This window comes from Sodalis glossinidius str. 'morsitans', assembly GCF_000010085.1.
In the GTDB taxonomy this organism is placed as follows: Bacteria; Pseudomonadota; Gammaproteobacteria; order Enterobacterales; family Enterobacteriaceae; genus Sodalis; species Sodalis glossinidius.
Genome location: NC_007712.1, coordinates 2341321 through 2368182, shown reverse-complemented (window position 1 = coordinate 2368182; position 26862 = coordinate 2341321). Strand labels below are relative to the sequence as shown.

Here is a 26862-nt window from a genome sequence, read left to right as displayed (position 1 = left end):
ATCTCCATTTGCCTTTCTTTTCGTTAGTTATTTCTACCTGCATCACATTTTTGGCGTTAAAAACGACTGATTTCATCTTTTCTTCACCAAAGTAGGCTGCATTTTTTACCGGTGCGCACCGTTTTCAATCGTTAAAATAAGATTAGAAAATCTTGCTATTTCATTATTTTACCTGTATCATGCTTTTGAGCATTGATTGTGCTGATGATTTTATTTATGCCGTAAAAAAGTAAAAAAATGTCACCAACAACGCCTTTGCACTTCTTTGGGGCATCATCAACGGAATACGAAACGCGTAAAGCAGGCTTCGGCCGTAAAACTCGCAGGTGGCAAGGCCGCGACCGCCTCTCATTTAAGGTGCACAACCGGGATGAACAAAAGGGGAGGCAATACCGGCGACAATCGACAAACTGCGCCCGCCAGATCGCGGCGCCTCCGACCTGCACGCGCGGCAGTGGCGGATGCCGCCGTCGGGCTGGGCGTTGTGGATAGCTCACAGGACAATAAACAGTTGACATTGAACAATTTTACAACAACACTCATTCCTACGTTCCTGGCGGCTGACGGCACAACGGGCGCAGCCTGTCCGCATCATTTCTGCTTTTCCGGATAGCGTCGGCGTGTAAGCCGACTTGCGCTTAAATACGCGTACAGTGCTCATCCGCAACACGGCATACAAACAGTTGTCATCACAGCGATCCATACCTTAAACGGCACGGCGACTTGAGGGGAAAATGACAATGTGGCACGCCATAAGCACTCTGCTGGCCGAAACCCTGGACGAAAATACGATTGTCGAACGGCGTGAATTACCCGGTGGCGAGCTGCACGCTGCCTGGTATGTGCGTTATGGCGCTCATCACATTTTTGTCAAAAGTGACGCTCACGAACTACTGCAAAAGTTTACCGATGAAGCGGACCAGCTCGCGCTACTGGCGCGTAGCAACACCGTTCGCGTGCCGCAGGTCTATGGCGTCGGCAGCGGCCGGGAGAGTAGCTTTCTGCTGCTGGAATATTTACCGCCCCGCCCGTTTGATGCCCACGGCGCCTGGCGTTTCGGGCAACAGATGGCCCGTTTGCACCAATGGAGCGAACAACCGCAATTTGGGCTGGATTTTGACAACGATCTTTCCACGCTGCCGCAACCCAACGCCTGGCAGCGCCGCTGGTCGCGTTTTTTTTGCCGAACAGCGCATCGGTTGGCAATTGCAGTTGGCGGCGGAAAAAGGGCTGGTGTTTGGTGATATTGACACGCTAATTGACGGGGTCGAACAGCGGCTGCACGATCATCAGCCCCAACCTTCCCTGCTGCATGGCGACCTCTGTCTGGATAACTGCGCCAATAGCGATCAGGGCGGTTTTCTTTTTGATCCCGCCAGCTACTGTGGCGATCGTGAATGTGATTTGGCCACTCTGCCGCTATTTATCCAAATGCCGCCGCAGATTTACGACGGTTATCAAAGCGTGTGGCCGCTGGATAAAGGCTTCGTACGTCGCCAACCGGTTTATCAACTTTATTACCGCTTGAAAAACGCTATTTTATTCGGCGGCGAGCATATCCCGAGGGCGGCAGCGGCGCTCGACAGCGTGCTTTCCCCCCGACGCCGGCGATTAAAGCATACCGAGGAGTTTAAAGGCGAAATAACCCACTATCGCAATAATCACCGGCAAAATGTACAGCGGGAAAATCTGCAGCAAAATAGTATGCTGTGGCATAACAATGCGCTGTTCAAGCTGGGCGCGGCTGATGCCGCTGTCGCCGCGGGCCTGCTCCAGCACCATCTGATCTTCGACACCTTCGCGAATATGTTTTACCTGCCGCGACATACGCGCACCGGACGCCTGCAGCGCCAGGCCAATAAAAACCAATATATAAATCCCCCAAAACACTAAATTGGGACTGGCAAAAAGACCGTGGCTGAAATCCGACTGCAGCGAATTATGCCAAAAGGCATTCAGAAATGGCGTATTAAAGCGCATCATATCGATAATGACATGGAAAAAGTCGCTTACGAACGCGTTGATGACTTGATTAGGACCGCTATTTTGCTCAATGAATTTCAACACCGAAATAAAGGTCGAAATCACTGCCGATATAAAGATTACCCATCCGGCAATCCGCTTAATCACCGCCAGGCGGCCTGCTTGCTGATACTTCATGTGCTCCCCTTGATAAAACGACGCAGGTCCGATTTGCTCAAATTTATCTATAATTTACTTTTTTTGCTTTACTGTTTTCTTAAAAAGCCTTTTATGCCGCGCCTGCGTGTAGTGACACGCCCACTTATCGTTAACCATAGGAAACGTTTCGTTATGGCAACGCCCCACCAAGCAGCACTCCGTGACCTGGACTGATTATTGACTCCGAGCCCTTGTGGCATCAGGCGGAGCTGATGGTCTTCGCCGAATTAAGCAAAGCGAGCAGCATCGCCTCCACCCTGCCCGATACGCTGGGATTACGGATTAATGAGATCGTGGAACTCTGGTATCAGGCATCCCCCTGGCAGGGCCAGTTGCGACGGGAGATCAGCGAGCGCATTATTGACTGCGCACTGGGGATGATAGAGCAGCAGCGGCCGCTGCTCATCAGCTCATCAAGGTCATCACCTTGCGTTTAACGCCCCCGCCCAGTGCTTCCCAAGGCGTTTCATTATCCAGGTAAAAAGTTTTCATCAAGCTCCTCGTTATTATTCTGTTGCGCCACGCCCAACACAGAAAGTATTCGGTCCAGTGTAAACCGAACGCTGCACGTTCCCTAACCGATTTGCCAAATCCATGATGCCATCATAAAAATAAAACATTATTTCAATTTTATTGAAAATGTTACTTAATTTTTATGATGATGCCACACCCGCGGCAGAGAAAACTAACGGCTAGTCTCGCCGATGGTACTGTCTGCAGCCGCGCTTACCGGGCCAATGCCCACAGATTGCCATGAGAGGGTTACCATGTAGGTTCGTCAAAGTATTCACAGCGACCATGCCAAACAGCTTGATACCGAAGGGCTGCGCCGCGAATTCCTTATTGAGAGGATTTTCACCGACGATCAATACACCATGACCTATAGCCATATCGACCGCATCATCGTCGGCGGCATCAAGCCGGTGACACAGGCGGTGACCATCGGCGATGAGGTTGGCAAACAGTTGGGCGTCAGTTATTTCCTTGAGCGGCGCGAATTGGGGATCATTAATATTGGCGGTCCCGGTGTCATCAATGTCGACGGCACCCGCTATGAGATAGGCCATCAAGAAGCGCTGTATATCGGCCAGGGCGCGCGCCATCTTCACTTTGAGAGCCACAGCGCCGACCAGCCCGCATTGTATTATTACAACAGTGCACCGGAGCATACCGCCTATCCCAACCGTAAAATCACGCTGGCCGAGGCGACACCGCAAACGATAGGTGACAATGTCATCAGCAATCGCCGTACCATCCATAAGTTTATCGTGCCGGATGTCCTTCCCACCTGCCAGCTTACGATGGGATTAATCCAACTGTCGGAAGGCAATTTATGGAATACTATGCCCTGTCATACCCATGAACGGCGGATGGAAGTGTACTTCTATTTCAATATGGACCCCGAAACGGCCGTTTTTCACATGATGGGTCAACCGCAGGAAACGCGCCACCTGGTGGTGTGGAATCAGTAGGTGGTCATCTCCCCCCAGCTGGCCATCCATGCCGGCATCGGCACTAAAAATTACACCTTTATTTGGGGAATGGTCGGCGAAAACCAAGTGTTTGACGATATGGACCATCTGCGCGTCAGTGAATTGCGCTAATTACCCTGCGGCCGGGCCGGCTACAGCGACATTAACACCGGCGGCCGCCAACAATAAGGTGGCATTATGATTCTGGAGAGCTTTGCATTAGAGGAAAAAGTCACGGTCGTTACCGGGTGTGATACCGGACTCGGCCAAGGTATGGCTATCGGGTTGGCGGAGGCGGGCTGTGACATCGTCGACGTCAATATCGTTGAGCCGGACGACACCGCGCGGCAGGTAGAGGCGCGCGGCCGCCGTTTTCTGTCGATTAAGGTCGATTTAAGCGATACCGCGGTTATCGCCCAGGCAGTGGCGACATTTGGTCATATTGATATTCTGGTCAATAACGCCGGTATTATTCGCCGCAGGATGCTATCGAGTTCAGCGAGAAGAATTGGGACGATGTGATGGATCTCAATATCAAGTCGCTATTCTCTATTGCTCAGGCGGCGGCCCGTCAATTTATTCAACAGGGCCGCGGTGGGAAAATTATCAATATCGCCTCGATGCTTTCCTATCAAGGCGGGATTCGCGTTCCCTATTATACCGCCTCAAAAAGTGCCGTGATGGGCGTAACGCGTCTGATGGCCAACGAATGGGCGCAGCATGGCATTAATGTTAACGCGCTGGCGCCGGGGTATATGGCGACCAATAATACCCAGCAACTGCGCGAGGATGCGGCACGAAGCCAGGCGATCCTGGAGCGCATACCCGCGGGTCGCTGGGGGTTGCCCGCCGATTTGATGGGGCCGGCGGTCTTCCTGGCCTCGGCGGCGTCGGATTATGTTAACGGCTACACCCTGGCGGAGACGGCAGCTGGCTGGCGCGCTGACAGTCAGAAAAAAAGTTACAAGGTAACCTATTCCCGGCGGCACGGGATTGCTCCATACTGGACAAATAACCAGACATTTTGCCCCGTGCCGCCTATTACCGCCGAAGGACATTTCATCTTTGCCTTGGCCAGCACCATTTTGGCCAAAAAAATGGCCCTCACCCCCGCGCTTGCCGAGGGCGAATGGTGGCATATTGTCGCCGGCGGCTTGCTTACCTGTCTGCTGACGGATATCGATCACCCCAAATCGGTACTGGGCAGCGGCTAACCTGGATGTCGGCCCCTATCACCCGTCTTTGCGGCCATCGCGGCTTCACCCACAGCCTGCTGGCGATCATGGCCGGTATCCTGCTGTTTACCCTGCGTTTGCCGCCGCAGAGCATCATCCCGCTTGATGCGTTTCACGCCATGATAATCGATTATTTAAGCCATATCGCCGCCGACATGCTGACACCCGCCGATGTGCCGCTGCTGTGGCCCTGTCGCTGGCGCTTTTGCGCCCCGCAAAGGACAATCAGCTGGAGCGTTTAGTATGTATCGCAGCGTTGATATTCGCGCTACAGCATCCGGACGGCACGCCGCTGGTACGCCATCTGGCCGTCCCCAAGTCCGTTCAGTCGCTATGGCAGCGGGTGCGCGCCAGCCTGTTGCCTTCTCCCTGACACAGGGCGCAGGTCCCTTTACACGGCGCTGGCTATCGTAACGATAGAGAAAGCGTTAGTTGGCCCTCAAGCCCAGACCCGGTGCGGACGGGTGCGGCTATTTCTTCAGAGCCCCGCGCTGCTTGAGAGCTTTATTGTAAGTGGACCAGTTGGTTATTTTAAACTTTTGCTTTGCCATGGAGTGCAGATGTTGAAATGACGGTAGTGATCTGAGCAGACGATCACCTAAAAGTTATATTTATTCAACAAAGCCACGATAATTGGGCCTGCAGCTTATTCCCGAGGAAGACGAAGAGAAATTCGACTTCGATTTACTTGACCCCACCAAACTCATTCCCGAGGCGCTGGTACCTGTTGAGATCGTGGGCAAATTGACCCTCAACCGTAATCCGGATAATTTCTTCGCCGAAACGGAGTAGGTGGCGTTTCATCCGGGCCATATCGTGCCGGGCATTGATTTTAGCAACGATCCCTTGCTGCAGGGCCAGATGTTTTCCTATACGGACACGCAAATCAGCCGCCTTGGCGGGCCTAATTTCCATGAAATTCCCATCAACAGCCCCGTCTTCCCCTATAATAATTTCCAGCGCGATGGCATGCACCGTCAGGATATTGATACCAACCCTGCCGCTTATAAGCCCAACTCGCTCAACGATAACTGGCCGCGTGAAACCGCGCCGGTGGCGGAGAACGCCGGCTTTGAAACCTATCATGAACGGGTGGACGGCGAGAAAAGTCGCCCGTCCCTATTCCGCGAAAGGGTGATAGATTTGCTTACCCGCGTCGATGTCGATCTGGCCACGCAGGTCGCCGCACGCCTCGGCTATCGCCTGTCCGACGAGGCGCAAAAAACCACGCCGCCTCCGCCGGTGAACAGTATTACCCGCGATCCCACGCTCAGCCTGTATGCGACCGGCCCCAGGCCGCTCAAGGGCCGACAGGTGGCGCGCTTCTGGTCAGCGACGGGGTTGAAGCCACCGATGTGCTGGCCGCGCTGCAGGCGCTGAAAACAGAAGGTATCCATGCCAAGCTGCTGGCATCGCACATGGGCAATCTGCAGGCGAGCGACGGATCCACCCTGCCTATCGATGGCACCATCGAGGGCAATCCGTCTATCACGGTGGACGGTGTCGTGGTGCCGAACGGTAATCTGGACGCGCTCTCGCTAGACGGGGCGTCGCGCCATTACATCCTCGAAGCCTATAAGCATCTGAAGCCGATAGCCTTCGGCGGCGACGTACGACGCTTTAAAAAGCAGTTGGGGCTGAAAGATGGCGATGATGAAGCAGGCATCAGCAAGGACGCGACGATAAGCGACAAGCTGATGCAGGCCTTCCTGGCGAGTCTGCGTGAACATCGCGTCTGGTCACGGCTGGGTAAAGCGGCCAGGATGCTCGCCTGACGGGCGATCGTTGTCGGGATTGCAGGCGGTAAGCGCCAAAGGCGCTTACCGTTTTTTTGTCCGCCGAAGAAATCCGTCGCCGCCATCAGTCAGACGACGGGCGATCATGATGCGAAAAGCGAATCGTTAGGCCTGCACTGCGCCCCATGTTAAACTGGCGCCAGGGCCGCATACCGGTGAAACTTGCAGACGAATAGTGTTAAACGATGAAAATGAATCCTGCCGAACAAATACTCTCTGCCGCAGAAAAATGCGTCATGCAAAAAGGGTTTCACAACACCACCGTGCAAGAAATCGCGAGTATGGAGGGTATCAGTACCGGCCTGATTTACCGTTATTTTACCGGTAAAAGCGAGATAATCGCGGCGCTGGTGAGCAACGTTGTCGAGCGGCTGCAGCAGAAAATCCAAGCCGATAATATTCTCGAGGGCGATAGCTCCCGTCTCACGCTCTTTGCCCGCGATAAAGTCAATGACGATGCACGGTACAATATCGCTCTCATGCTGGCTATCTCGGCGGAAGCCAGCCGCAACGCCCGTGACAGCGAAATCCGCACGCGTCTGTACATTTTTTCCTTGCTCATTGACGGCTTGATCATGCGCGAAAACGTGAATATCGCGCAGCATAATGCCGCCTTCAGACCCTTGCTAGACGAGTTGATCCGGCAAATGACGCCGGGCGTAAACTCAGCCCGCACCACCTCAGCCTGAATGGCGCCTGGGCCCCGCAACGACCACGCCATACCCACCAACGCTTCGCCATTGGGCGTTACGGGCTTGGCCGCGAATGACATCAGGCACGAACGGCGGTTGACAAAAACCGCGTTACCAGCGCAATAAGGTTGCTGTCGATATCCTCTTCATGAAAGGTCCGGCAAACCGCGCCATTGATAAGTGTTAACAGCAGCTCGATACCCGCCCGGCGTTGGGTTTCGTCCTGTGACGCCGCCAACGGCGCGCCCTGTTTTACCAGGACATCCACCAGCGCCTGCTCTTCCTGACGCAAAATAGACTGGATTTGACGGTTACACGAGGCTTCCGAGAACGTTTCCAGCAGTAATACGCGGTCCCTGGCCGGCCAGTCTACCCGAAAGGGCGCTGGGGAAATATAAATGGCCGCGTGGGCGAATACTGCCCGGCGGCATGACAAGCGCCACCCTCAGCCGGGCTTATGACATCCTCACGGGGTATTAAAGGGACAAGCTTGATTCCGCCAGCGCCGTCCCGCTCCCCATGACTTTATAAAGCGTGATTAAGTTTTGATAATATTCCAACTGCGTACTCACCAATTGCGTTCTGGCGCTGTACAGTTCCCGTTGAGCATCCAGCGCATTTTTTATTTCTGGGCTGATGGCATATACAGCCATGTCAGGCAAGATGATCGCCTTTGCCTACTGGTCATTATCGGCATCACTGAGCATGGACGTCAGGAGCTGGTTGCGGCCGAAGAGGGTTATCGAGAATCAGAAGCAAACTGGGCCGAACTTCTCAATGGCCTGCAAGCAGGTGGCCTAACCGTATCTCCCAAGCTGGCTACGGGAGACGGTGCCCTTGGTTTTTGGAATGCAATGGCAAAGATATTCCCGGACACGCAGTACCAACGCTGTTGGGTGCACAAAACGGCTAATGTGTTAGCTTCACTCCCCAAAGCCATGCAACCGAAAGTTAAGGCTGAGCTTCGGGAGATCTGGCTAGCAGAAAGCCGCGATGCCGCTAATGACGCTTTTGATGTTTTGTTGGCAAGGTTTTCAGCGAAGTATCCTGCAGCGATGAAGAAGCTGGAGAAAGATCGAGAAGAACTGCTGGCATTCTAAGACTTCCCGTCAGAGCTCTGGGCATCAATAAGAACGACAAAGCCGATTGAATCGGTTTTTGCGACTGTGAGGCTACGAAGCAGACGCGCAAAGAAGTGTGGTTCGAGAGAAACCACCCTGTCAATGGTATTTAAGCTGCTCCAGTCTGCTCAGAAAAGCTGGAACCGGCTAAGAGGATTTGACCTGCTGACCCTGGTGGTAAACAACGTCCAATTTCAGGATGGAGAACAGATTCACGAAGCATCAGAGCAGAACGTAGCCTGATCGCCATACACCAGATTTGATAATAACTCATACGCAGCCGGCTTCCGAGGCCAAATAACGGGTAATATCGTATTTAGTTTTGCCTAACGTTTCATTGCTGATTTTCGCCTGTTCTTCCGACGTTGTGGCAAGCAGCGTTCTCATGTCGCCACGTTGATCACAGGCCACCACCATCATAGAGCCGGTCGTATCGCAGATCATTTGATATCCACGACGCTCTGCGGTTGTCATTTTATTCATCGATTAATTCCTCTTACATAAAAAGGTGTTTAGTTAAATGTCCTCCAGTAGGCTTTGTTGAATAAATATAACTTTTAGGTGATCGTCTGCTCAGATCACTACCGTCATTTCAACATCTGTACTCCATGGCAAAGCAAAAGTTTAAAATAACCAACTGGTCCACTTAAACAAAGCTCTCAAGCAGCACGGGGCTCTAACGATATAGCTGGATGAGTCGGCAATTGTTGCATGGACGGAAAAAACAACTCCTGAATGGCGTGGCCGGCCGCTTCACTACGCAGATATGGCTATCACCACTCTTCTGATGATGAAACGCGTGTTTGGCCTTTCGTTAAGGGCATACATCAGGTAATTGGTGTCGCCAGCGAATTGGGCAATATATTCCGGCCCGGCGAATATGGTCGGAATTAGATACATCGGCACCATAATCACCGCCATTGACAGATAGGTATCTTGCAAAAACTTGAAATTATCGGGCAGTTCCAAATCCTCGGTGCTTCGCGAGTTTTTCCCTATCGCTCGGGCAACCGCCGCCTGGACCAGGTAACCAATCGTGCAGAAGTGCCCTAACGCCACATCGTCAGAATCTTTGATTTTACGCACAATCGGCTGGGGCGATAGCCGGCATCAACAGCGCCTGTCCCGTCAGGAAGATATATTTGAAGGGCGTAAACCGAGCGATAATGATATTCACGGCAAAAATCACAAGAAGCGTGAGCGCAACCTCAGAGCCGAGCTCGCGGTTTGCCACGCCGGCTATCGCTGCGACATCCGTGATATATCCCTGCATGCCAAAACCGCTGGTAAAGATATCATTTAGGAATGTCAGGGCAGCAACAATGATATTAATTCCTGCTATCATGATTAAAAATCCCAGTAGGGTTTTAAACACACCTTCGACAGTCTTGCCAATGGATTTTTTTGCAGGATCAGGCCGAGCATGGCTATAAGCGCTATCAAGATAGCCGCCTGCCCCAAAAAGTCCTTAACAATAAAATGAATAATTGCATCCATTTATCACCTCTTTTGTCAGTCCGCATTCATGTAGGCGAGGATCTTTTCTTCAATTTCTTTTTTATCGGTAAGCTTGTTTAAGATAATGACTTTTTTCTTATACTCCTCACTTGCATCTGAGGTTAAAATATCGGCGAACATTTTCTGGGTAAGAATAATGTCATATTTAAAAGAAGACGCTTCTGATACCTTAGTATGATCAATATCGGCATCTATACAGAGTTTTTGCAGTACGGCTTTCGCACTCATTTCAATTGCGAAACTTGAGCCCAGGCCGCAGCTACATACGCAGAGTACTTTAAGCATAATATTACCTCAGATAAGGTTATTTACTTTAGCCAGTTTGTAGAGATTGCTATCTTCATCAACTAAACGTTTTCCAGAATCTTCAAGGTCAATCGGTATGGCCTTATTGCTATTATTGATAACGATAATTTTATTTGTTAACTCGCTCTTGATACATCTTACGACTTCTTCAGCTAAAATCACGCCCTGAATTATTTCCTCGCCTGTCGGTGTGCTATTTCGCAAACCATATCTCATAATGGTTTTGCGGATTCTAATACCAATTTTATGCTCAATTTTAACGATCATGGTATCGATTGCCTCCTGAAAACCAGGGGTGTATTCTTTGGTATACCCCTCAGAGCAAAGGCCGCCATTGATTTTCTGCTTGACCTGCGTTGTGACGGAATCATCATTTATCCCCGCTTTCTAAGTATCGACGCGATGGATGACATTATTACCCGGCATAATCAGCCCATCATGGTCATCAATCGCCGGTTGCGCCAAAACCACAGGCGCGATATATGCGTTCGCGCGTCGCCTGACTCACATAACCGTTGCCTGACAACACCCGTGAGACAGTGGCTTTTGATACGCCGGCTTTGTTTGCGACCTCAAGGATTGTCGTCATTTTGTCTTCCACAGCAAAAATTATCCTACACAGTTTACCCAAACCGTTCATGCAGGTGAAATTTTTTCCGCAACACGTATGCAAAAGCCGCCAACAGAAGAAGTGATCATCGTCACAATAATAATAAAAAGAAATTTAAATTTTTGTTATTTAATTAATTACAAAACATGATTTTGTGAAACCGGTTTTCTATAGCGTGCACCGCCGTTAAGGAAATCGATGTTATGCCGCGTTGGTGCACTCATTTTACCAGCGCGACTCCAAGAGAAATGTTGATGCCGGTAGGATGACCGTTGACGCAATAAACAGGTTTGACTCTCGCTGCCGATTAATACCAAAAGATGAGTTCCTCATGCCAAAAGATTATGCGCAGATTTCCCGGGCGATCGTAGACGCCGTGGGAGGGCTGGAAAATATTGAAGCGGTTACCGATTGTATGACGCTCCTGCGCTTTGTCATCAAGGATCGCGCCCTGGTGGACAATGCTGCGTTGAAAACCATTGATGGCGTGATGGAGGTAGTCAATACCGACAGCCAGTGTTAGGTCATTATCGGCAATAATGTCGGAAAAGCCTGTCAGGCGTTTATGAACCTCGGCACGCCCGGCTTAGACGGCGGTCGGCCGGCCCCCCGTAAATGGTCACTCAAGCGTGTCGGCGCCGGTATCCTCGATGCGCTGATAGGCACCATGTAGCCGTTGATTCCCGACATTATCGGCGGCTCAATGGTCAAGTTGCTGGCGATGATTCTGGCAATGGCGGGCGTATTTGATAACGTCTCCACCACACTACAACTGCTCAACATCATCGGCGACGGCGCGTTCTTCTTCTTGCCGGTGATGGTCGCCGCCTCGGCTACGTTAAAATTCAAAACCAATATGTCCTTGGCGATTGCGATTGCGGGATTGCTGGTTCACCCGAATTTCATCGACCTGATGGCCAAAGCAGCCCAGCCCGTTGAATTTACTTTTATTCCCGTTACGGCGGTGAAATACACCTATACCGTTATTCCTGCTCTGTGCATGACCTGGATCTTGTCTTATATCGAGAAAGGGGTCGACCGCATCACGCCGGCCGTCACTAAAAACTTCCTCAAGCCGATGCTTATCGCGGCGCCGGTGGCGATAATTATCATCGTCCCGCTGGGTATATGGACCGGGATCTCCCGCATGGTCTATACCATTCATGGCTACCTGGGCTGGTTGTCGGTAGCCATTATGGGCGCGTTGTGGCCGCTGCTGGTGGTTACCGGTATGCACCGTGTCTTTACCCCGACCATTATCCAAACCATTGCTGAAACCGGTAAAGAAGGCATGGTCATGCCCTCCGAAATAGGCGCCAACTTATCCCTCGGCGGTTCGTCTTTGGCCGTCGTCGCTCTGCGGACCAAAAACCGTGAATTACGTCAAACCGCATTGGCGGCCGCCGCTTCGGCGATTGTCGCCGGCACTTCGGAACCGGCGCTGTATGGTGTCGCGGTGCGCTTGAAACGTCCGCTAATCGCAAGCGTCATCAGCAGATTTTTTGCGGCGCGGTTGCCGGTCTCGGCGGTCTCGCCAGCCATTCCATGGCTTCCCCCGGTCTCTTCACCAGCGTGCAATTCTTTAACCCCGCCAATCCCATAAGTATGGCCTGGGTGGGGTGGTCGGCATCATGGTTCTAGCGGTCGTACTTTCCTTTATGCTGACCCTCATTCTTGGCTTTGAGGATATCCCCGAGACGGAAGAGCCGCCGCGCACGGCGTCCAAACCCGCGACAGAACCGGTCAATAGCCCAGCCCGTTCGTTAATACCCAAGTTGCATCAGAAAGAGGTTAGACATGTCAGCATCGACATTCCCGGCAGGTTTTTTATGGGGTGGCGCACTGGCCGCCAATCAATCGGAAGGCGGCTATCTTGAAGGGGGAAAAGGACTGACAACGGTCGATATGCTCGCTCGGTCCTGCACGGATTCCCGTAAAGTTGGGACTACAGAAGCGTATTTAGTTTGCGCGATGATGAATTTTATCCCAGCCACCAGGCGATTGATTTTTACCACTGCTATAAGGACGACATCGCCTTGATGGCGGAAATGGGCTTTAGCGTCTTTCGTACCTCCATCGCCTGGAGCCGTCTGTTTCCCAAGGGCAACGAGTTAACCCCCAATCCACAAGGCATCGCGTTTTATCGGGATCTGTTCATGGAATGTCGCCGTCACGGTATAGAGCCTTTGGTGACGTTGAGCCACTTTGATGTGCCTATGCACCTGGTCATCGAATACGGTTCCTGGTGCAACCGAAAGGTGGTCGACTTCTTTACCCGCTATGCGCGGACCTGTTTCACCGCCTTCGACGGGCTAGTGAAATACTGGCTGACATTCAACGAGATCAATATCTTACTGCACAGTCCGTTTTCCGGCTCGGGCCTGGTCTTTGAAGAGGGCGAGAACGTCGAGCAGGTAAAGTATCAGGCGACCCACCACGAACTCATTACCAGCGTGCTAGCCACCAAAATCGCTCATGAGGTGAATCCGGCCAATCAAGTCGGCTGCATGCTAGCGGGCGGTAATTTTTATCTCTGGTCGTGCAAACCGGAAGAAGTTTGGGCAGCGCTGGAAAAGGATAGGGAAAATCTGTTCTTTATCGATGTTCAGGCCCGTGGCGCCTACCCCCCTCCGCGGAGATGAACGAACACAATAGTAGCGCGGCGAACGTGGTGAAATCCCTGGCCAATCCGCATGTGTCACGCAGCGAATGGGGCTGGGGGCGCGTGATGAACCCGATGCCAACAGCGACATCAACGATGATTACCACATCAGCTACCTGCGAGAACATATCCGCGCCATGGGCGACGCTATTGCCGACGGGATCCCGGTTATCGGTTATATCACCTGGGGATGTATTGATCTGGTCGCTGCTTCAACCGGCGAGATGAGTAAACGCTATGCTTTGTCTATGTCGATCGCGACGACCAAGGCAAGGGTACCTTGGCGCACCGCCGGAAAAAGTCCTTCTGGTGGATAAAAAGGTCATCGCCAGCAACGGAGCAGATCTGGACTAACCGGGCTTCGCGCCGGGCAGATGCGCCCGGCGCCGCGGACATGCTTAAATCGCCATGCTGCCTGACACCTCAATACGTTGCGCATTCACCCAGCGGTTCTCCTCAGACAGAAGGCTGGCAATCATTGGTCCGATATCCTCGGGCAAACCCGGCCGCCCCAACGCCGTCATGTCCGAAACCGCTTTATTGACTGCAGGGTTGTCGCGCACCATACAGCCGCTGAAATCGGTTTGGATGGGTCCTCTAGCGCCACGACATTGACGCGGATACGCCGCGGTCCGAGCTCCTTGGCCAGATAGAGCGTCATGATCTCAACGGCCCCTTCATGGCCCCGTAGGCGCAACTACCAGGATAAATGATGCGGGTCAGCCCGGATGAAATATTGACAATGCTGCCCCCATCTCGGATCAGAGGTAATAAGCGTTGCGTGAGAAAAAATACCCCTTTGACATGCACTCGATACAGGGCATCCAACTCGTCTTCGGTCGTTAGCGCAATACTGTTATGATGCGAAATGCCCGCGTTGTTGACCAGATAATCGACATGCGTCGCCTGCAACGATGCGAGCGCGTCTTTGACCCGTTCAACAAATGCCGCAAACGTCCTCGTGTCGCCGGTATCCAGCGCTAAGGCAACAACGCGCCCCCGGCGTGTTCAATAAGCGCTTGCAGCTCCATATCCTCAGCGTAGTGAGAATGATAGGTAAACACATAATATCGACTTCGCTCATGGCCGGCAACAAGCGATCCATCAATGTCCTGCCCACCTCGGTTAACACCACCGTGCGCGTATTGAGGTGAAACAGGCGGACGCCCAGCTGTTGCTCTGCCCGCCGCACCGCATCACTGAGCCGTGAGGCATTACTGCCCGCGACGCGCGCTGCCGAGCGGAATCCACCCGCTTTGGCCACCGCCGCCACGGCGTGAAGCAGTCCTAAATCGAGCCGCATTGTCCGTCACCTCGTACAGCCTGTCACCATTTAGCTGGATAGTCGCACAGTTAAGGTAACATCACAATCCTCCGGTCACTATCTCAGGAGGTATGCCATGTTTGAATCCGCTCTCACCTATCGCTTGGGCGACCGTCAAATTAGCCGCATGGGTTACGGCACAATGCAATTGTCCGGTCCAGGGGTTTATGGCCCACCGCCGAATATTCTGCTCATTCCCGGCACCTCATCCCCCCACCACTTATAAGGGAGAATATGGCGAGCCTCCAGCTTACGCTCCCCGCGGATGCGCTTGCCAAGCTTAATGCTATTGCCGCGCCTTCTGTCTGATATGGCGCACCAGCTGAACTATTTGCCGGTTTGCTCCTACCATTAACGGAAATCAATCTGGCCCGGAAAAACCGGGCCAGACACTGCGCCGTTGTCGTCGAATACGCTTGCTGAGGAAAGCCGCTTTTTTCATTTTTCTGACGTCCCCTTTCTCTATTCTTATGCGTTCCTTCATATACCACGCGACGGTATTGCCGGAAATGGACAGTTGTGAGGCTAGTTTACGGCATGAAGGCAATGCCTTATCGGGCAGAAAGATCCCCGTTAGGATGGCAGTAATCAATTTTTCCCTTAGCTGCTCCTGGAGGCTGCAGTTTACCACGAAATCGACATGGATACTGGGTGTTGTCATACCTCTGCCTCGTTTTCGCCTGATTATAGTGACGATATCGTTAACGGCAACGCGATGGATTTGCGGCCGATATCAGAATACAGCGCCGCGGGGACACATTCTCAAACCGGGCCACCGCCCTGCCCCGTGTAAACTCAAGATGGTGGGATGAGGTATGTTCGCAGGCTCATGCCGCAAATGTCCCGAGGCATGCCGGACTACCTCTCTACTTTACAAACGGCCTCGTTGAGATGAGTAGGGACAGTTGGCCAGCAGTGGTGAGCCCCCCGTATCCGGCATTCTGACACTTGCACAGTGGCGCGCCGGGCGCGTGGTCAATGTCAGCACGCTGTAAATACGGTCAATCGATGCGATGCAAAGTGTTCTTCTAATGATGCAGAGGACAGTTGCCACCACCTCAGGGCTGTCCAGATAATCCCTTGATTTATTATTCACAATTAAATCAGTGAATAAAATCCTTTATTGAAATAACATAAACCTCTCTCAAATGGGAAAAGCGTAATTTAAATTATTTTTGTTTTAACTAAATAATTCTTTTATGATGCAAATCATCTGCACGTTATCCAATGACGCGCCAAGCGCCAATGAGACATTTTCCCTATTCTCTTGGCACCACAGCGGTATTGTCAAAACAGGGTTGAGATAATCTTATTCACACCTAATAAAAAGCATTGTCACGATAAATGTTTGTCATAGGAGGAAAGTCACTTTGGAAATCATCACAACAAAATTAACCAACGGCATCGCTGTGACTTTGCGTAAAGCGGCGGGGCAAGACCCGAAACCGATCATCATTCTTTGTCACGGGTTTTGCGGTATTCAGCCTATTTTAGTACCCGTCTTTGCCGAAGCATTTACCCAAGCGGGATTTACCACTCTCACCTTTGATTACCGCGGCTTCGGCGACAGCGCAGGAGAACGCGGACGGTTAGTGCCGGCAATGCAGATAGAAGATATATTAACGGTTATCGCCTGGGCTAAACGACAGCCTGATGTTGATGCGACGCGTCTCGGCCTTTGGGGAACGTCATTTGGCGGCTGTCATGTCTTTGGCGCGGCGGCAGATAACCCTGACATCAAATGCATTATCAGTCAGTTGGCCTTTGCAGACGGGGAAAAGATCGTCACCGGTAAGATGAAAAAAGCAGAAAAAGCCGCCTTTCTCGCCACACTCGATAAGATGGCGGAAAAGCAACGTCTCACGGGCAAAGAGATGTTCGTCGGCATAACGCGCGTGTTAAGTGACGATGAATCAAAAGCGTTTTTTGAGCATCACAAAACGCACTTTCCGGCAATGGACATCAAGATACCCTTTCTGACCGTTCGCGAGACGTTGCATTATAAACCAAAAGACAATGCAGCCAAGGTGACGTGCCCGACCCTGATTATACTGGCAGAAAAAGATAATGTCAATCCGCCTGAACACGGAATTGAATTATATAATTCGCTACGCTCTCGAACCAAGCAGCTTTATATCGAACCTGATGCCCGTCATTATGATATCTACAGCGGCGATTACTTTGTTAACATCATCGCTGCGCAGACCGCCTGGTTCAAACAGCATCTTTAGAGGCTGTTTACGGCAGTCAGAAAATCAATACGCATTCTTGATAACACAATAGGCAGGCTGCAGATGAGAGGATGCGCGATTTGATTTGACGGGCTTTCGCGTGGAAAGTAATGATCGGTGGTGATAACACCACCGTTGAGGCCAAAGACAGTAACGCCCCATCCCGACAAGCACCACGGGCGCCCTGGCGTAATGTTCTGAGCGATAGCCCCACCGCAAAACGCTGCCTGGCCCGAGGATATTCTCTATTCAACGGGAATGTGACTTGCCTAGCAGACGTCAAGTTTGCTATGGCGAAGAAATCACGATGGCTTAAGTAAGGATAAGCCCCAAGCCCGCCTCTCAACCCATGTCATTGGCCAAGCGCTAATGATACAGCCTGTCCACTCATTTAACATCATGATGGAAAAATCTTAAGACCCTTTTTAGGTAACAAGCATGAGTCAAAACCCAGTGTTACCTTCATCTCTTTACGGCATAAATGAGTTTGTGGGCGAGATGAGCTCTACAGCGCTTCGTCTGTACCCACCCCCTCTCTTTGCCGAAATGGTAAAGAATGTACAAAAGAATCAAGAAATTTATCATCCGCCTATTACCCAGGAAAGAAACAAAGAAATTTATTATTACATCTCAGATTATTTATTCATTGGGTGCTTTACTCACTTTAGACTGCATGTAAGGTTTATGAGAATTAATGAGTAAATGATATTTCCCAATGGGTATTATTGAAGTGGCATGCAGGATATGCTATTGATTCTATTAACCTATTATAAAATGAATACAATAATAATATACAAGAGTACTTCCGGAGCTCGAAATGGATTGTATTAATAAACAAGATCTCATGTTTATCCTCGATAAGGGGGTAATATTCATTCCAGAAAAACGACGATTAATCTCAAATGGAGGAAGGTCAATTGAGTTGTCAGAAAACAGTTATCGATTTCTGCTGCTACTGCTTGAGGGAGAGACAGACAAACAAAATCTGATCAACCAGGTGCGGGCAGAACAACGAGGCTCTTCTAGCAAAAGTAGTTATTAGGGACAACTGTATTTGCTACATAGGGCATTCAACCTGGTTGGCTTGCCTAATTCGCTAATCAAAAAGATTTCTTGTAAAGGCGTAAAATATGTTGGTCACGTCACAGCGAAGTCTTTCAATAATCGGGGCTTTGTTGAATAAATATAACTTTTAGGTGATCGTCTGCTCAAATCACTCCGTCATTTCAACATCTGCACTCCATGGCAAAGCAAAAGTTTAAAATAACCAACTGGTCCACTTACAACAAAGCTCTCAAGCAGCACGGGGCTCTGACGATATGGCTGGATGAGTCGGCAATTGTTGCATGACGGAAAAAACAACGCCTGAACGGCGTGGCCGGCCGCTTCACTACGCAGATATGGCTATCACCACTCTTCTGATGATGTAAACGCGTGTTTGGCCTTTCGTTAAGGGCTTTACAGGGCTTCGTTGACGCCATTTTTAAACTGATGTGCTGCCGCTAAGATGCCCAGACTACTCGCTGCTCAGCAAGCGAGCAAAGACAGTTAAGATCAGCATAAAAACGCCGACCCGTGGTGAAATCTCACCTCTAGTCATTGACGGAACCGGCCTGAAGGTCTTTGGCGAAGGCGAATGGAAAGTCCGACAGTATGGTGCCGACAGACGGAGGGTGTGGCGTAAGCTGCATATAGCCACAGACAGTGTAACGCATGAGATTATCTGTGCTGACTTATCGCTCAGCGGTACGACGGATGCTCAGGCCCTACCAGCTCTGATAAACCAGACCCAGCGGAAAATCAGGGAAGTGTTGGCTGATGGCGCTTACGATACCCGCTACTGTCATGATGCTCTGCTGAAGAAGAAAATAAGGCCTCTTATTCCTCCACGAGGTGGGGTGCAATATTGGCCAGACCGATACCATGAGCGTAACTACGCCGTTGCGAATCAGCGTCTAAGCGGCAGTAACGATGTATGGAAAAAGCAAGTGGGCTATCATCGACGTTCAGTGGCTGAAACAGCTATATTCCGGTTCAAAACGCTTATGGGCGATCATCTAAGTCTGCGTGACTATGATGCGCAGGTAGGTGAGGCAATGGCGATGGTCAAAGCGCTTAACAAAATGACGCTGTTAGGAAATGCCGAACAGCATCCGGATCGCATAACAATCGATCTGCTAGGGGGGAGTAGTCACAAGTTCTTATTTATTCAACAAAGCCAAGAATCGGTGGTCAGTAAGTTGACTGACCACTCTCTGCCGCCCCCCCTCACGTGCGAAGAAAAGGAAAAAAATATACCAGCACCAGGCCTCTGTCACCCGCTCACACAAAACCAACCACCAAATTAGCCAAACAACTTAAAACGGCGATGTGTGACTGGTACCAATGCCGTAGCTGAGATATTTTTGTTTCTCTCCTGGCCGTTCTGGCGATGTGCTGGCTGACGACACTCATTTTTACTTTTTTTCCTACTTGATAAATAATGATGCAACTTTGAGAAAATCTGAGGCCGCAATGAGGACAACTAAGCATTATCACGATAGAAATGATGGCCTCAGCCGAGATGAGGTTACGAAAGATTACTACAGGTAACCGTCCGTCAGGCTATAGCTGGCGGGTAACATTCAAGGTTGTCACACGGAATCAGCTTGCTATTAAGGAAGCGATTACCTTTTTTAAAGCTATATTGAAAAAAGATGGAACAGAAAATGTTGTCAGCAACGAAGGAAAAAAGTACTAACCGGTTTCACTGCACGCTATCGTTAGTTTATCAAAGATCAACGCGGCGTCACCACCATCGAATATGCTATGCTTGGGGTAGGGATGGCAGTATTGATTGTGGCGTTAGTTAGAAGCATATACTAGAGTTATTATCAAATTTGGTGTATGGCGATCAGGCTACGTTCTGCTCTGATGCTTCGTGAATCTGTTCTCCATCCTGAAATTGGACGTTGTTTACCACCAGGGTCAGCAGGTCAAATCCTCTTAGCCGGTTCCAGCTTTTCTGAGCAGACTGGAGCAGCTTAAATACCATTGACAGGGTGGTTTCTCTCGAACCACACTTTTTTACGCGTCTGCTTCGTAGCCTCACAGTCGCAAAAGCCGATTCAATCGGCTTTGTCGTTCTTATTGATGCCCAGTGCTCTGACGGGAAGTCGTAGAATGCCAGCAGTTCTTCTCGATCTTTCTCCAGCTTCTTCATCGCTGCAGGATACTTCGCTGAAAACCTTGCCAACAAAACATCAAAAGCGTCATTAGCGGCATCGCGGCTTTCTGCTAGCCAGATCTCCCGAAGCTCAGCCTTAACTTTCGGTTGCATGGCTTTGGGGAGTGAAGCTAACACATTAGCCGTTTTGTGCACCCAACAGCGTTGGTACTGCGTGTCTGGGAATATCTTTGCCATTGCATTCCAAAAACCAAGGGCACCGTCTCCCGTAGCCAGCTTGGGAGATACGGTTAGGCCACCTGCTTGCAAGCCATTGAGAAGTTCGGCCCAGTTTGCTTCTGATTCTCGATAACCCTCTTCGACCGCAACCAGCTCCTGACGTCCATGCTCAGTGACGCCGATACTGACCAGTAGGCAAAGGCGATCATCTTGCCTGACATGGCTGTATATGCCATCAGCCCAGAAATAAACGTAGCGCGTATCGCTTAAATCACGCAGGCACCATTGCCTGTGCACTTCAAGCCATTGCTGTTTCAGTCTGCTGATGGTACTCGCGGAGAGGCCATGGACTTTTTCACCGAGTAGCGCCCCCAGGGCTTCATGAAAATCACCGGTGGATATGCCTCACAGATACAGCCATGGCAGCAACGCGCTGTTGAACGCTGTGGCAAATAACCGTTACGGACGACGGCATGACGCCCATCGTCAAGACGGCGTTCAGCATGGCTTCGAGCTCAGCCTCAACGACGGCGGCCATCAGTTGTCTGGCACCATGACGGATGAGTTCATGTAAGGGCTCACCGGTAATATCTGGTTCTGCGGAGACACCTGTAGGGTAGACTTTTTCATGGCGTATCATCTCTCTGTTGTTGAAATCATCCACGGAATCAATCAGCAGGATACGCCACCCTCTCCGAAACCTCATACACCAGAAATGAGCATAACTCCGTGCCGGATTTACGCAGTACCGTATCGGTGGCGCTCAGCTTGATGGATGCACACATGCAAAAAAACCAGATAGCCAGAATCGGCACAGTGCCGGTAATCAGCCCATTAGTGAAAGAACCAAAGTAGGCGCCGGCGCCTGGCGAAAATGTATGGCACAGGGCCCCGAGGAACAGCGGAATGAGCATCATACTGCCTGGAATTTTATCGATAGCGCGTTTAATTTGCATTTTGCTGCCACCTTATCTCAAAGACCGCCCTGAGGCGCTAGGGCCAGTCGCTGGCCGGGTCCCCCGGGTACGGGGGAAATGTAGGCATAAACTAGCAGCAAATACGGGGTCAAACAGTGATCGTCTGAAAAATTAAAATGATTCTTCCCTTTTTAAAACACGTAATTTTAATAGAAACGCGAGGCGGCGCACACGCTTGGCGCTATCCTGTGACAACGGCCTATGACCGCCCGGTCGGAGCGACATATTCGCTAATGGGCGGCTTCTGTGGGGCCACACCGCACTGCATGGGAAGGCGCATCGTCGTGGGATAGTAAAAGCAACCGCGCCGTTCGGCGCAAAGCCCGGCGCGCGAGCAACCTGAGGGTCGCGAAAACGCCGGCATGCGAGCGTGACCCCCTGGAGGGGCTGGTTATTGACCGTAATAGGCGTCTTTGCCGTGCTTGCGCAAATAGTATTTCACCAGCAGGCTGCGCTGTATCGCCGGCAGCTCCGGACTGAGCTGGCGAGAAAAAATCCCCATGTAGGCGATTTCTTCCAACACCACGGCATTGTGCACCGCATTCGCCGCATCACTGCCCCAAGCGAAAGGTCCGTGGGCATTAACCAGCACTGCCGGCACCGCCGCCGGATCGAGTTCCCGATGTCGAAAGGTCTCCACAATAACCTGACCGGTTTCCCATTCGTAACGTCCGTTGATTTCGGCTTCGGTCATCGGACAGGTACAGGGGACCGCGCCATAGAAATAGTCGGCATGCGTCGTGCCCCAGGCGGGAATATCCCGCCCCGCCTGCACCCAGATGGTGGCATGACGGGAATGGGTGTGGACAATACCGCCCAGCGCCTCGAACGCCAGATAAAGGGCACGATGGGTGTCGCTATCGGATGAAGGTTTCTGCCAGCCTTCCACCCGCCGGCCGCTCGCCATATAGTCGACGCCGGACGGTTTAATAACCATCAGGCCGTTTTCCCGATCGACTGCGCTGACATTACCCCAGATAAAGGTAACCAGCTGATGCTGCGGCAGCGCCAGATTCGCTTCCAACACCTGTTGTTTCAGACTGTTTAGCATGGTGTTCTCCTTATCCCAAGATAAGACTATTATCCGGTCCGGCGTGCGGGTCCGGTATGGGTAAACCGGCTGAAGATCGAGCGTGGTTCTGCTATTGGGACGCTGGGAAACGTGTCAGCCAGAAATCAGAAGGAAAATTTCGGATTATTTAACCTTTGAAAAACATGTAAATAATTGATTATTTACAGATTTTTTTAAGCGCTAAATATTGCGAATAAGTCTATAATTATTTCAAGGTAATTCAATATAACAGCTGGAAATGAAGAACGTGATGATGAGCTCAACCTCTAAACGCATGGCCGCCGCGGCGCTGGCGGCTATCGGCGGCTCGGTCCTGACCCACAGTAGTAGTCTTGGTACTATCGGCGGCGGCGCCGTCGGCGGGATTATTGGCCATCAGGTGGATTGATGCCCGTTGTCCGTTACGCTTGCCGCCGCCACACCGTCATCTAACGCGGTTTGGCGGTAATGGTCCCTTTAACCGCCCGCCAGCTTGACCTTCAGACCCCTCGCTTCTAAAAGCTGTTTTAACATATCGCGTTTATCGCCCTGAATCTCAATAACGCCGTCTTTCACTGCCCCGCCGGTGCCGCATTTCTTTTTCAGCTCGCTGGCAAGCGACTGTAACGCCGCGTCATCCCAATCGAGGCCGGTAATCAGACACACGCCTTTGCCTTTTCGACCGCTGGTTTGCCTCTGCAGGCGCACAATGCCGTCTCCTGACGCTCGCAGCGCGGGCATCTCGTCCGCTTTTATGCGCCCGCCGCCGGTGGAATACACCAGTCAGTTTGCATCAGACATCGGCGCCTCCGGGTTGCAGTTCCTGCAAAATCGCCGCCAGGGTGGCAGCGGGATCGGCGGCCTGGGTAATAGGACGTCCGATCACCATATAGTCCACGCCCACCTGCTGCGCCTGCAGCGGCGTCATCACCCGGCGTTGGTCCCCCGCGTCGCTGCCGGTGGGGCGGATCCCCGGCGTCACCAGCGCGAAACCCGCGCCGCAGTCGGTTTTCAGCCGCGCGGCTTCCCAGGCGGAACACACCACGCCATCCAGGCCGCACGCTTGCGCCAGTATGGCAAGACGCACGGCGTGGTCAGAAGCGCTGCCGGCAATACCTATCCCCCGCAGATCCTCATCATTCATACTGGTGAGCACCGTGACGGCGATGAGCACGGGCGCGTCAGCCCCGAACGGCACTAGCGCTTCCCGCGCCGCCGCCATCATGCGTTCACCGCCGCTGGCGTGTACATTGACCATCCATACCCCCAGTTCCGCCGCCGCGCTGACCGCTTTGGCCACCGTATTGGGGATATCGTGGAATTTCAGGTCTAGAAAAACCTCGAAACCGCGCTGCTGCAGGTCGCGCACCAGCGCCGGTCCCGCTTGGGTAAACATTTCTTTGCCGATTTTTAGCCGGCATTGGGACGGCGCCACACGGTCGGCAAACGCCAACGCCTGGCGGGCATCGGCATAATCCAGCGCCACAATCACCGGCGAGCCCGCCTGTTGCGGGGATAAAGAAGAAGAGGAAGATAAAATCGTGCGCGTCATGAAACATCTCTGGTTGGCGGTCCGCTAGCGCAGGCCCGTTAGCATCAGGCCATTTTACCCGCCGGCGGCGCAAAAGCCCAGCCCTGGCGGCGCCTGTTTACCGGGATTATTGGCCGTCCAGACCGCGTATGGGCTTGACCGAGGCCCAGGATTTACACGACGGGCAATGCCAATACAGGCTGTGGGAGGTGAAACCGCATTTCTGGCAGCGGTAGCGAGGTTTGGTGTGGATCTGTTCGCCGACCATATCGCGCAGCGTCTGCAGACTCTCTTTGGCGCGACCGTCTTCCGCCTCGCTGAGGTGAAAATTCATCAGCCGGTGAAACATGCGCATCGTCGGATGCTGGCGCAATTGCTGGTTGATATAGCCATGCGCCACCTCTGGCCCCTGTTCGCGCTCAATAATATCGGTCAACAGCAGTTCCGCCGCCGAGCCGGTGTCTTCTTCCACGCAGCGTTTAAGAAATTCCGCCCATTGGGCGGGTTGATTCAACTCCTGATAACATTCCTGCAGCATCGGCAGCGTTTCGCTGACCATTTCGCGATCCTGATCCAACACCCGCGTCAGTTCGCCGACCGCGCCCGCATAATCTTGCTGCGCCATGTAGATTCTAGCGCGCATGATGGACACCCGCGCGCTGTTTTTGTCCGCGGCCGCCCCTTTTTTCAGCAGCGCGACAGCGCGATCCATATCGTCACTGCCCATCACCTGGAGGGCCAGCTCGCAGTAAAAATGGGCTATTTCCACCCGGTGCTGCTCTTTGCCGAGCTTGACCAGTTTTTCCGCGACGTCTATCGCCTTCGACCATTCGCTGGTCGCCTGATGGATCTGCAACAGCAGACTCAATGCGCCCACCCGGAAATCATCTTCGTTCACCAACTGGCTAAACATATCTTCAGAGCGATCGTAAAAACCGGCCGCCATATAATCGCGGCCCAGTTGCTGGATGGCCAGCAACCGCTGTTCAAAGGTTAACGACGTGCTCTCCATCAATGCCTGGTGAATGCGGATGGCGCGATCGACTTCGCCGCGGGAACGGAACAAATTACCCAGAGTCAGGTGCGCCTCAAAGGCGTTGCTGTCCTCCTTCAACATATCGAGGAACAGGTCCACCGCCTTATCCTGCTGGTTGGACAGCAGGAAATTCACCCCGGCGACGTACTCCCGGGAAAGACGATTAGCTTCCTGCTGTTTATCCTGCTGCGCGCTCCTGCGCCCCATATACCAGCCATAGGCGGCGGCCACGGGCAGCAACAGAAACAGCAGTTCTAACATAATACGTTATTCCTTAGGCGCAACGGCAGGTACCCCGGCGGGCGCTTTGGTCGTCGTTTTCAGCGGCGCAAGCTGCTGTTCCAAGCGTTTCACCTTGCGTTCGGCCCGCATCAGCGCCACGCGCGTGCGCAGCCAGAACAAGCCACAGATGACCCAGCCGATGACGAAGCCGGCAGAGAACAACGAGGTGAGTAAGGTCGACACACGAAATTGACTCTGCGCCAGAAGGTAGTTGAAGGTCACCACCTGATCGTTGTGCGCGCCAAAGGTAACGGAGATGATAAAAATCACCAGCACCAGCAAAATTATCAGAATATATTTCACATGATTTCCTGCAAGCCGTGTTAGTCGTATGTTCAGACGTTTAGCTCATCTGACACAGTTAAATTACCATTTCCCCGGTAATGAAGGAAATTTTCCCCTGCGATAAACCATACTGCCTTCCGGCGGCGCGCTTCGTCGCGGCGGCGATACCTGCGCACGCTGAATAATTACTATAGGGCCGCCGCAGGGAAAACCCAACCGCCGGCGGTGCTTTTCTCTTTGCTGGTCAAACGCAAGGAACGCTTGGCCCCTCAACCGCGAGAGCGGATATCCGGCGCTTCTTCCGGCGTCGGTGTCAGTGCGCCTATCCAGCGCTGCACCAGCCAGCAGCCAAGGGTTATCACCAACCAACTGACGGCAACGCCCATGACCACATCCCACGGCCAGTGCATACCGAGCGCCATGCGGCTGACCATCAAGCCGCTGGCCCAAACCATCAGCACCACGGTGGAGACCCTGTGCAGACGCGGCCAGAGCAATCCCACGGCCAGTAACGCCCAACTGGCGGCGAAAATTGTGTGGCCCGAGGGAAACGAAAAACCGGTTTCAGCCCGCCAATGCTTCTGCAGCCAGGGCGGAATCACCTGCTGCTCTTTCAGTTCCCGCGCCACCGCCGCACTGCGCGCTTTGCGCGGCATCGCGTAAAACGCCCTATCGTCGATCGCATAATGCTTTTCCAACCACACCACGTAGGGCCTGGGTTCCTGCACCCGTTCTTTGATGAACGATTTCATGCCTTGGCCGATAAGTAACGTCGCGGTCAATATCGCCGCCAGCACCAGAGCCGGCTTGAGACGATAACGCAAGCACCAGAGAAACCAGCTTATCAGCAGTGCGCTAGTCAGGGTGCTCCACGGCGAGGTGACGGTTTGTGTCAGCCAGTACCACCCTTTTAGCCAGCGATAATCATTTTCCGGCTGCCACTGCCAGCCGCTGGCCCAGAGCAGTAGCGGCAAGACCATCAGCAGCAGCGCGCCCATGCCGGTGCGTTTTGCAATTTCAACCATTTAACTTCCCTTATCCGGATAGCCGTCAGGGTGCGCGACGGCCGCAAGCAAGCTTAACAGAAAGTGCCTTAAACAATGGCAGACGGCGTGTTGGTTGCACATTTTGTCGCCAGTTGACCGCAAAACATCCCGTCATAGGGTA

15 protein-coding genes and 19 pseudogenes are annotated in these 26862 nt (G+C 52.3%); 16 read left to right on the top strand and 18 right to left on the bottom strand.

The genetic code is table 11. From position 1 onward, the window contains the following. Positions 1 to 734: 734 nt before the first annotated feature. A pseudogene (locus tag SGP1_RS36425) lies at positions 735 to 1536 on the top strand (fructosamine kinase family protein); the annotation flags it as partial. Positions 1537 to 1611: 75 nt separating this feature from the next. Here the strand turns inward: SGP1_RS36425 and SGP1_RS27465 are convergent. Further along, positions 1612 to 2160, bottom strand: coding sequence for a YniB family protein (locus SGP1_RS27465; RefSeq protein WP_011411237.1), 549 nt, complete (start codon positions 2158 to 2160; stop codon positions 1612 to 1614). Between the two features lie 233 nt (positions 2161 to 2393). Here SGP1_RS27465 and SGP1_RS12545 point away from each other — a divergent pair, with 233 nt between their 5' ends. The 6 genes and pseudogenes from SGP1_RS12545 to SGP1_RS24110 all read left to right on the top strand — a co-directional run bounded on the left by SGP1_RS12545 (position 2394) and on the right by SGP1_RS24110 (position 7373). Beyond that, positions 2394 to 2618 carry a hypothetical protein gene (locus SGP1_RS12545; protein WP_050747621.1) on the top strand — a complete coding sequence of 75 codons (225 nt, stop codon included), beginning with the start codon at positions 2394 to 2396 and terminating at the stop codon, positions 2616 to 2618. A 348-nt stretch (positions 2619 to 2966) separates the two neighbouring features. Then, positions 2967 to 3785: pseudogene (gene kduI, locus SGP1_RS12540) on the top strand (5-dehydro-4-deoxy-D-glucuronate isomerase). 66 nt (positions 3786 to 3851) lie between these two features. Then, positions 3852 to 4599: pseudogene (kduD, locus tag SGP1_RS12535) on the top strand (2-dehydro-3-deoxy-D-gluconate 5-dehydrogenase KduD). A gap of 94 nt (positions 4600 to 4693) precedes the next feature. After that, positions 4694 to 5261: pseudogene (locus tag SGP1_RS12530) on the top strand (metal-dependent hydrolase). Positions 5262 to 5521: 260 nt separating this feature from the next. Further along, positions 5522 to 6663 (top strand): annotated as a pseudogene (locus SGP1_RS27460) (catalase); the annotation flags it as partial. A 206-nt stretch (positions 6664 to 6869) separates the two neighbouring features. After that, positions 6870 to 7373, top strand: coding sequence for a TetR/AcrR family transcriptional regulator (locus tag SGP1_RS24110; RefSeq protein WP_050747618.1), 504 nt, complete (start codon positions 6870 to 6872; stop codon positions 7371 to 7373). An 82-nt stretch (positions 7374 to 7455) separates the two neighbouring features. On the opposite strand, the gene SGP1_RS12515 is transcribed toward SGP1_RS24110, so the two are convergent. After that, on the bottom strand, positions 7456 to 7812 hold the full coding sequence (locus SGP1_RS12515) for a hypothetical protein (protein WP_041866962.1): 357 nt from the start codon (positions 7810 to 7812) through the stop codon (positions 7456 to 7458). 157 nt (positions 7813 to 7969) lie between these two features. On the opposite strand from SGP1_RS12515, the pseudogene SGP1_RS12510 reads away from it, so the two are divergent. After that, positions 7970 to 8740: pseudogene (locus tag SGP1_RS12510) on the top strand (IS256 family transposase); the annotation flags it as partial. A 30-nt stretch (positions 8741 to 8770) separates the two neighbouring features. Here the strand turns inward: SGP1_RS12510 and SGP1_RS12500 are convergent. Next, a pseudogene (locus tag SGP1_RS12500) lies at positions 8771 to 8980 on the bottom strand (tagatose-bisphosphate aldolase); the annotation flags it as partial. Between the two features lie 125 nt (positions 8981 to 9105). On the opposite strand from SGP1_RS12500, the pseudogene SGP1_RS29745 reads away from it, so the two are divergent. Next, positions 9106 to 9320, top strand: a pseudogene (locus SGP1_RS29745) (transposase); the annotation flags it as partial. On the opposite strand, the pseudogene SGP1_RS12495 reads toward SGP1_RS29745, so the two are convergent. The 3 genes and pseudogenes from SGP1_RS12495 to SGP1_RS12485 form a co-directional block, all read right to left on the bottom strand. After that, positions 9317 to 9994 (bottom strand): annotated as a pseudogene (locus SGP1_RS12495) (PTS transporter subunit IIC); the annotation flags it as partial. The pseudogenes SGP1_RS29745 and SGP1_RS12495 overlap by 4 nt on opposite strands. Positions 9995 to 10009: 15 nt before the next feature. Beyond that, entirely contained in the window at positions 10010 to 10300 is a 291-nt protein-coding gene (locus SGP1_RS12490) for a PTS sugar transporter subunit IIB (RefSeq protein WP_041866958.1), read from the bottom strand. A gap of 9 nt (positions 10301 to 10309) precedes the next feature. Continuing rightward, positions 10310 to 10648: pseudogene (locus tag SGP1_RS12485) on the bottom strand (6-phosphofructokinase); the annotation flags it as partial. On the opposite strand from SGP1_RS12485, the pseudogene SGP1_RS33505 reads away from it, so the two are divergent. Continuing rightward, a pseudogene (locus SGP1_RS33505) lies at positions 10646 to 10804 on the top strand (transcriptional regulator); the annotation flags it as partial. The pseudogenes SGP1_RS12485 and SGP1_RS33505 sit on opposite strands and share 3 nt — an antisense overlap. Here SGP1_RS33505 and SGP1_RS12480 read toward each other — a convergent pair. After that, a pseudogene (locus SGP1_RS12480) lies at positions 10794 to 10910 on the bottom strand (LacI family DNA-binding transcriptional regulator); the annotation flags it as partial. The pseudogenes SGP1_RS33505 and SGP1_RS12480 overlap by 11 nt on opposite strands. 352 nt (positions 10911 to 11262) lie before the next feature. Between SGP1_RS12480 and ascF the strand changes: the two are divergent. Next, positions 11263 to 12682 (top strand): annotated as a pseudogene (ascF, locus tag SGP1_RS12470) (PTS cellobiose/arbutin/salicin transporter subunit IIBC); the annotation flags it as partial. 46 nt (positions 12683 to 12728) lie between these two features. After that, positions 12729 to 13947, top strand: a pseudogene (locus SGP1_RS12465) (family 1 glycosylhydrolase). Between the two features lie 44 nt (positions 13948 to 13991). Here SGP1_RS12465 and SGP1_RS35155 read toward each other — a convergent pair. The 3 genes and pseudogenes from SGP1_RS35155 to SGP1_RS27445 form a co-directional block, all read right to left on the bottom strand. Then, positions 13992 to 14159 carry a hypothetical protein gene (locus SGP1_RS35155; protein WP_279379384.1) on the bottom strand — a complete coding sequence of 56 codons (168 nt, stop codon included), beginning with the start codon at positions 14157 to 14159 and terminating at the stop codon, positions 13992 to 13994. A gap of 91 nt (positions 14160 to 14250) precedes the next feature. Beyond that, complete coding sequence (locus SGP1_RS35150) at positions 14251 to 14571, bottom strand: SDR family NAD(P)-dependent oxidoreductase (protein ID WP_279379469.1); 321 nt, start codon at positions 14569 to 14571, stop codon at positions 14251 to 14253. Positions 14572 to 14662: 91 nt separating this feature from the next. Beyond that, a pseudogene (locus tag SGP1_RS27445) lies at positions 14663 to 14896 on the bottom strand (helix-turn-helix domain-containing protein); the annotation flags it as partial. A gap of 1391 nt (positions 14897 to 16287) precedes the next feature. On the opposite strand from SGP1_RS27445, the gene uilS reads away from it, so the two are divergent. The 3 genes and pseudogenes from uilS to SGP1_RS36420 all read left to right on the top strand — a co-directional run bounded on the left by uilS (position 16288) and on the right by SGP1_RS36420 (position 20013). Continuing rightward, entirely contained in the window at positions 16288 to 17148 is an 861-nt protein-coding gene (gene uilS, locus SGP1_RS12450) for a UilS family quorum-quenching N-acyl-homoserine lactonase (RefSeq protein WP_011411236.1), read from the top strand. A 1242-nt stretch (positions 17149 to 18390) separates the two neighbouring features. Further along, positions 18391 to 19314, top strand: a pseudogene (locus tag SGP1_RS12440) (IS5 family transposase). Positions 19315 to 19917: 603 nt separating this feature from the next. Next, positions 19918 to 20013, top strand: a complete 96-nt coding sequence (locus SGP1_RS36420; RefSeq protein WP_148203666.1) for a Flp family type IVb pilin — start codon at positions 19918 to 19920, stop codon at positions 20011 to 20013. 28 nt (positions 20014 to 20041) lie between these two features. On the opposite strand, the pseudogene SGP1_RS12430 reads toward SGP1_RS36420, so the two are convergent. The 3 genes and pseudogenes from SGP1_RS12430 to SGP1_RS12420 form a co-directional block, all read right to left on the bottom strand. Next, a pseudogene (locus SGP1_RS12430) lies at positions 20042 to 21163 on the bottom strand (IS256 family transposase). 98 nt (positions 21164 to 21261) lie between these two features. Beyond that, positions 21262 to 21489: pseudogene (locus SGP1_RS12425) on the bottom strand (2-keto-3-deoxygluconate permease); the annotation flags it as partial. A 412-nt stretch (positions 21490 to 21901) separates the two neighbouring features. After that, complete coding sequence (locus SGP1_RS12420) at positions 21902 to 22561, bottom strand: L-ribulose-5-phosphate 4-epimerase (protein ID WP_011411235.1); 660 nt, start codon at positions 22559 to 22561, stop codon at positions 21902 to 21904. A 304-nt stretch (positions 22562 to 22865) separates the two neighbouring features. Between SGP1_RS12420 and SGP1_RS30775 the strand changes: the two are divergent. Beyond that, positions 22866 to 22970, top strand: a pseudogene (locus SGP1_RS30775) (osmotically-inducible lipoprotein B); the annotation flags it as partial. 68 nt (positions 22971 to 23038) lie between these two features. On the opposite strand, the gene yciH reads toward SGP1_RS30775, so the two are convergent. The 5 genes from yciH to pgpB all read right to left on the bottom strand — a co-directional run bounded on the left by yciH (position 23039) and on the right by pgpB (position 26720). Beyond that, on the bottom strand, positions 23039 to 23344 hold the full coding sequence (gene yciH / locus SGP1_RS12410) for a stress response translation initiation inhibitor YciH (RefSeq protein ID WP_424141171.1): 306 nt from the start codon (positions 23342 to 23344) through the stop codon (positions 23039 to 23041). Between the two features lie 10 nt (positions 23345 to 23354). Continuing rightward, positions 23355 to 24113: an orotidine-5'-phosphate decarboxylase gene (gene pyrF / locus SGP1_RS12405; protein WP_011411234.1), complete on the bottom strand. Its 759-nt coding sequence runs from the start codon at positions 24111 to 24113 to the stop codon at positions 23355 to 23357. 106 nt (positions 24114 to 24219) lie between these two features. After that, the gene (gene lapB / locus SGP1_RS12400) at positions 24220 to 25389 is read right to left on the bottom strand and encodes a lipopolysaccharide assembly protein LapB (protein ID WP_011411233.1); all 1170 of its coding nucleotides are present in this window, start codon (positions 25387 to 25389) and stop codon (positions 24220 to 24222) included. A 6-nt stretch (positions 25390 to 25395) separates the two neighbouring features. Further along, complete coding sequence (locus tag SGP1_RS12395; protein WP_011411232.1) at positions 25396 to 25713, bottom strand: LapA family protein; 318 nt, start codon at positions 25711 to 25713, stop codon at positions 25396 to 25398. A 251-nt stretch (positions 25714 to 25964) separates the two neighbouring features. Beyond that, the gene (gene pgpB, locus SGP1_RS12390) at positions 25965 to 26720 is read right to left on the bottom strand and encodes a phosphatidylglycerophosphatase B (RefSeq protein ID WP_011411231.1); all 756 of its coding nucleotides are present in this window, start codon (positions 26718 to 26720) and stop codon (positions 25965 to 25967) included. Positions 26721 to 26862 lie beyond the last annotated feature (142 nt).

Coding starts and splice junctions, on each gene's coding strand:
- SGP1_RS12545 (WP_050747621.1), top strand. CDS start 2,394: ATGGTCTTCGCCGAATTAAGCAAAGCGAGCAGCATCGCCTCCACCCTG.
- SGP1_RS12490 (WP_041866958.1), bottom strand. CDS start 10,300: ATGCTTAAAGTACTCTGCGTATGTAGCTGCGGCCTGGGCTCAAGTTTC.
- SGP1_RS12420 (WP_011411235.1), bottom strand. CDS start 22,561: ATGCTAAACAGTCTGAAACAACAGGTGTTGGAAGCGAATCTGGCGCTG.
- pyrF (WP_011411234.1), bottom strand. CDS start 24,113: ATGACGCGCACGATTTTATCTTCCTCTTCTTCTTTATCCCCGCAACAG.
- SGP1_RS35155 (WP_279379384.1), bottom strand. CDS start 14,159: ATGGTGCGCGACAACCCTGCAGTCAATAAAGCGGTTTCGGACATGACG.
- lapB (WP_011411233.1), bottom strand. CDS start 25,389: ATGTTAGAACTGCTGTTTCTGTTGCTGCCCGTGGCCGCCGCCTATGGC.
- SGP1_RS27465 (WP_011411237.1), bottom strand. CDS start 2,160: ATGAAGTATCAGCAAGCAGGCCGCCTGGCGGTGATTAAGCGGATTGCC.
- pgpB (WP_011411231.1), bottom strand. CDS start 26,720: ATGGTTGAAATTGCAAAACGCACCGGCATGGGCGCGCTGCTGCTGATG.
- SGP1_RS24110 (WP_050747618.1), top strand. CDS start 6,870: ATGAAAATGAATCCTGCCGAACAAATACTCTCTGCCGCAGAAAAATGC.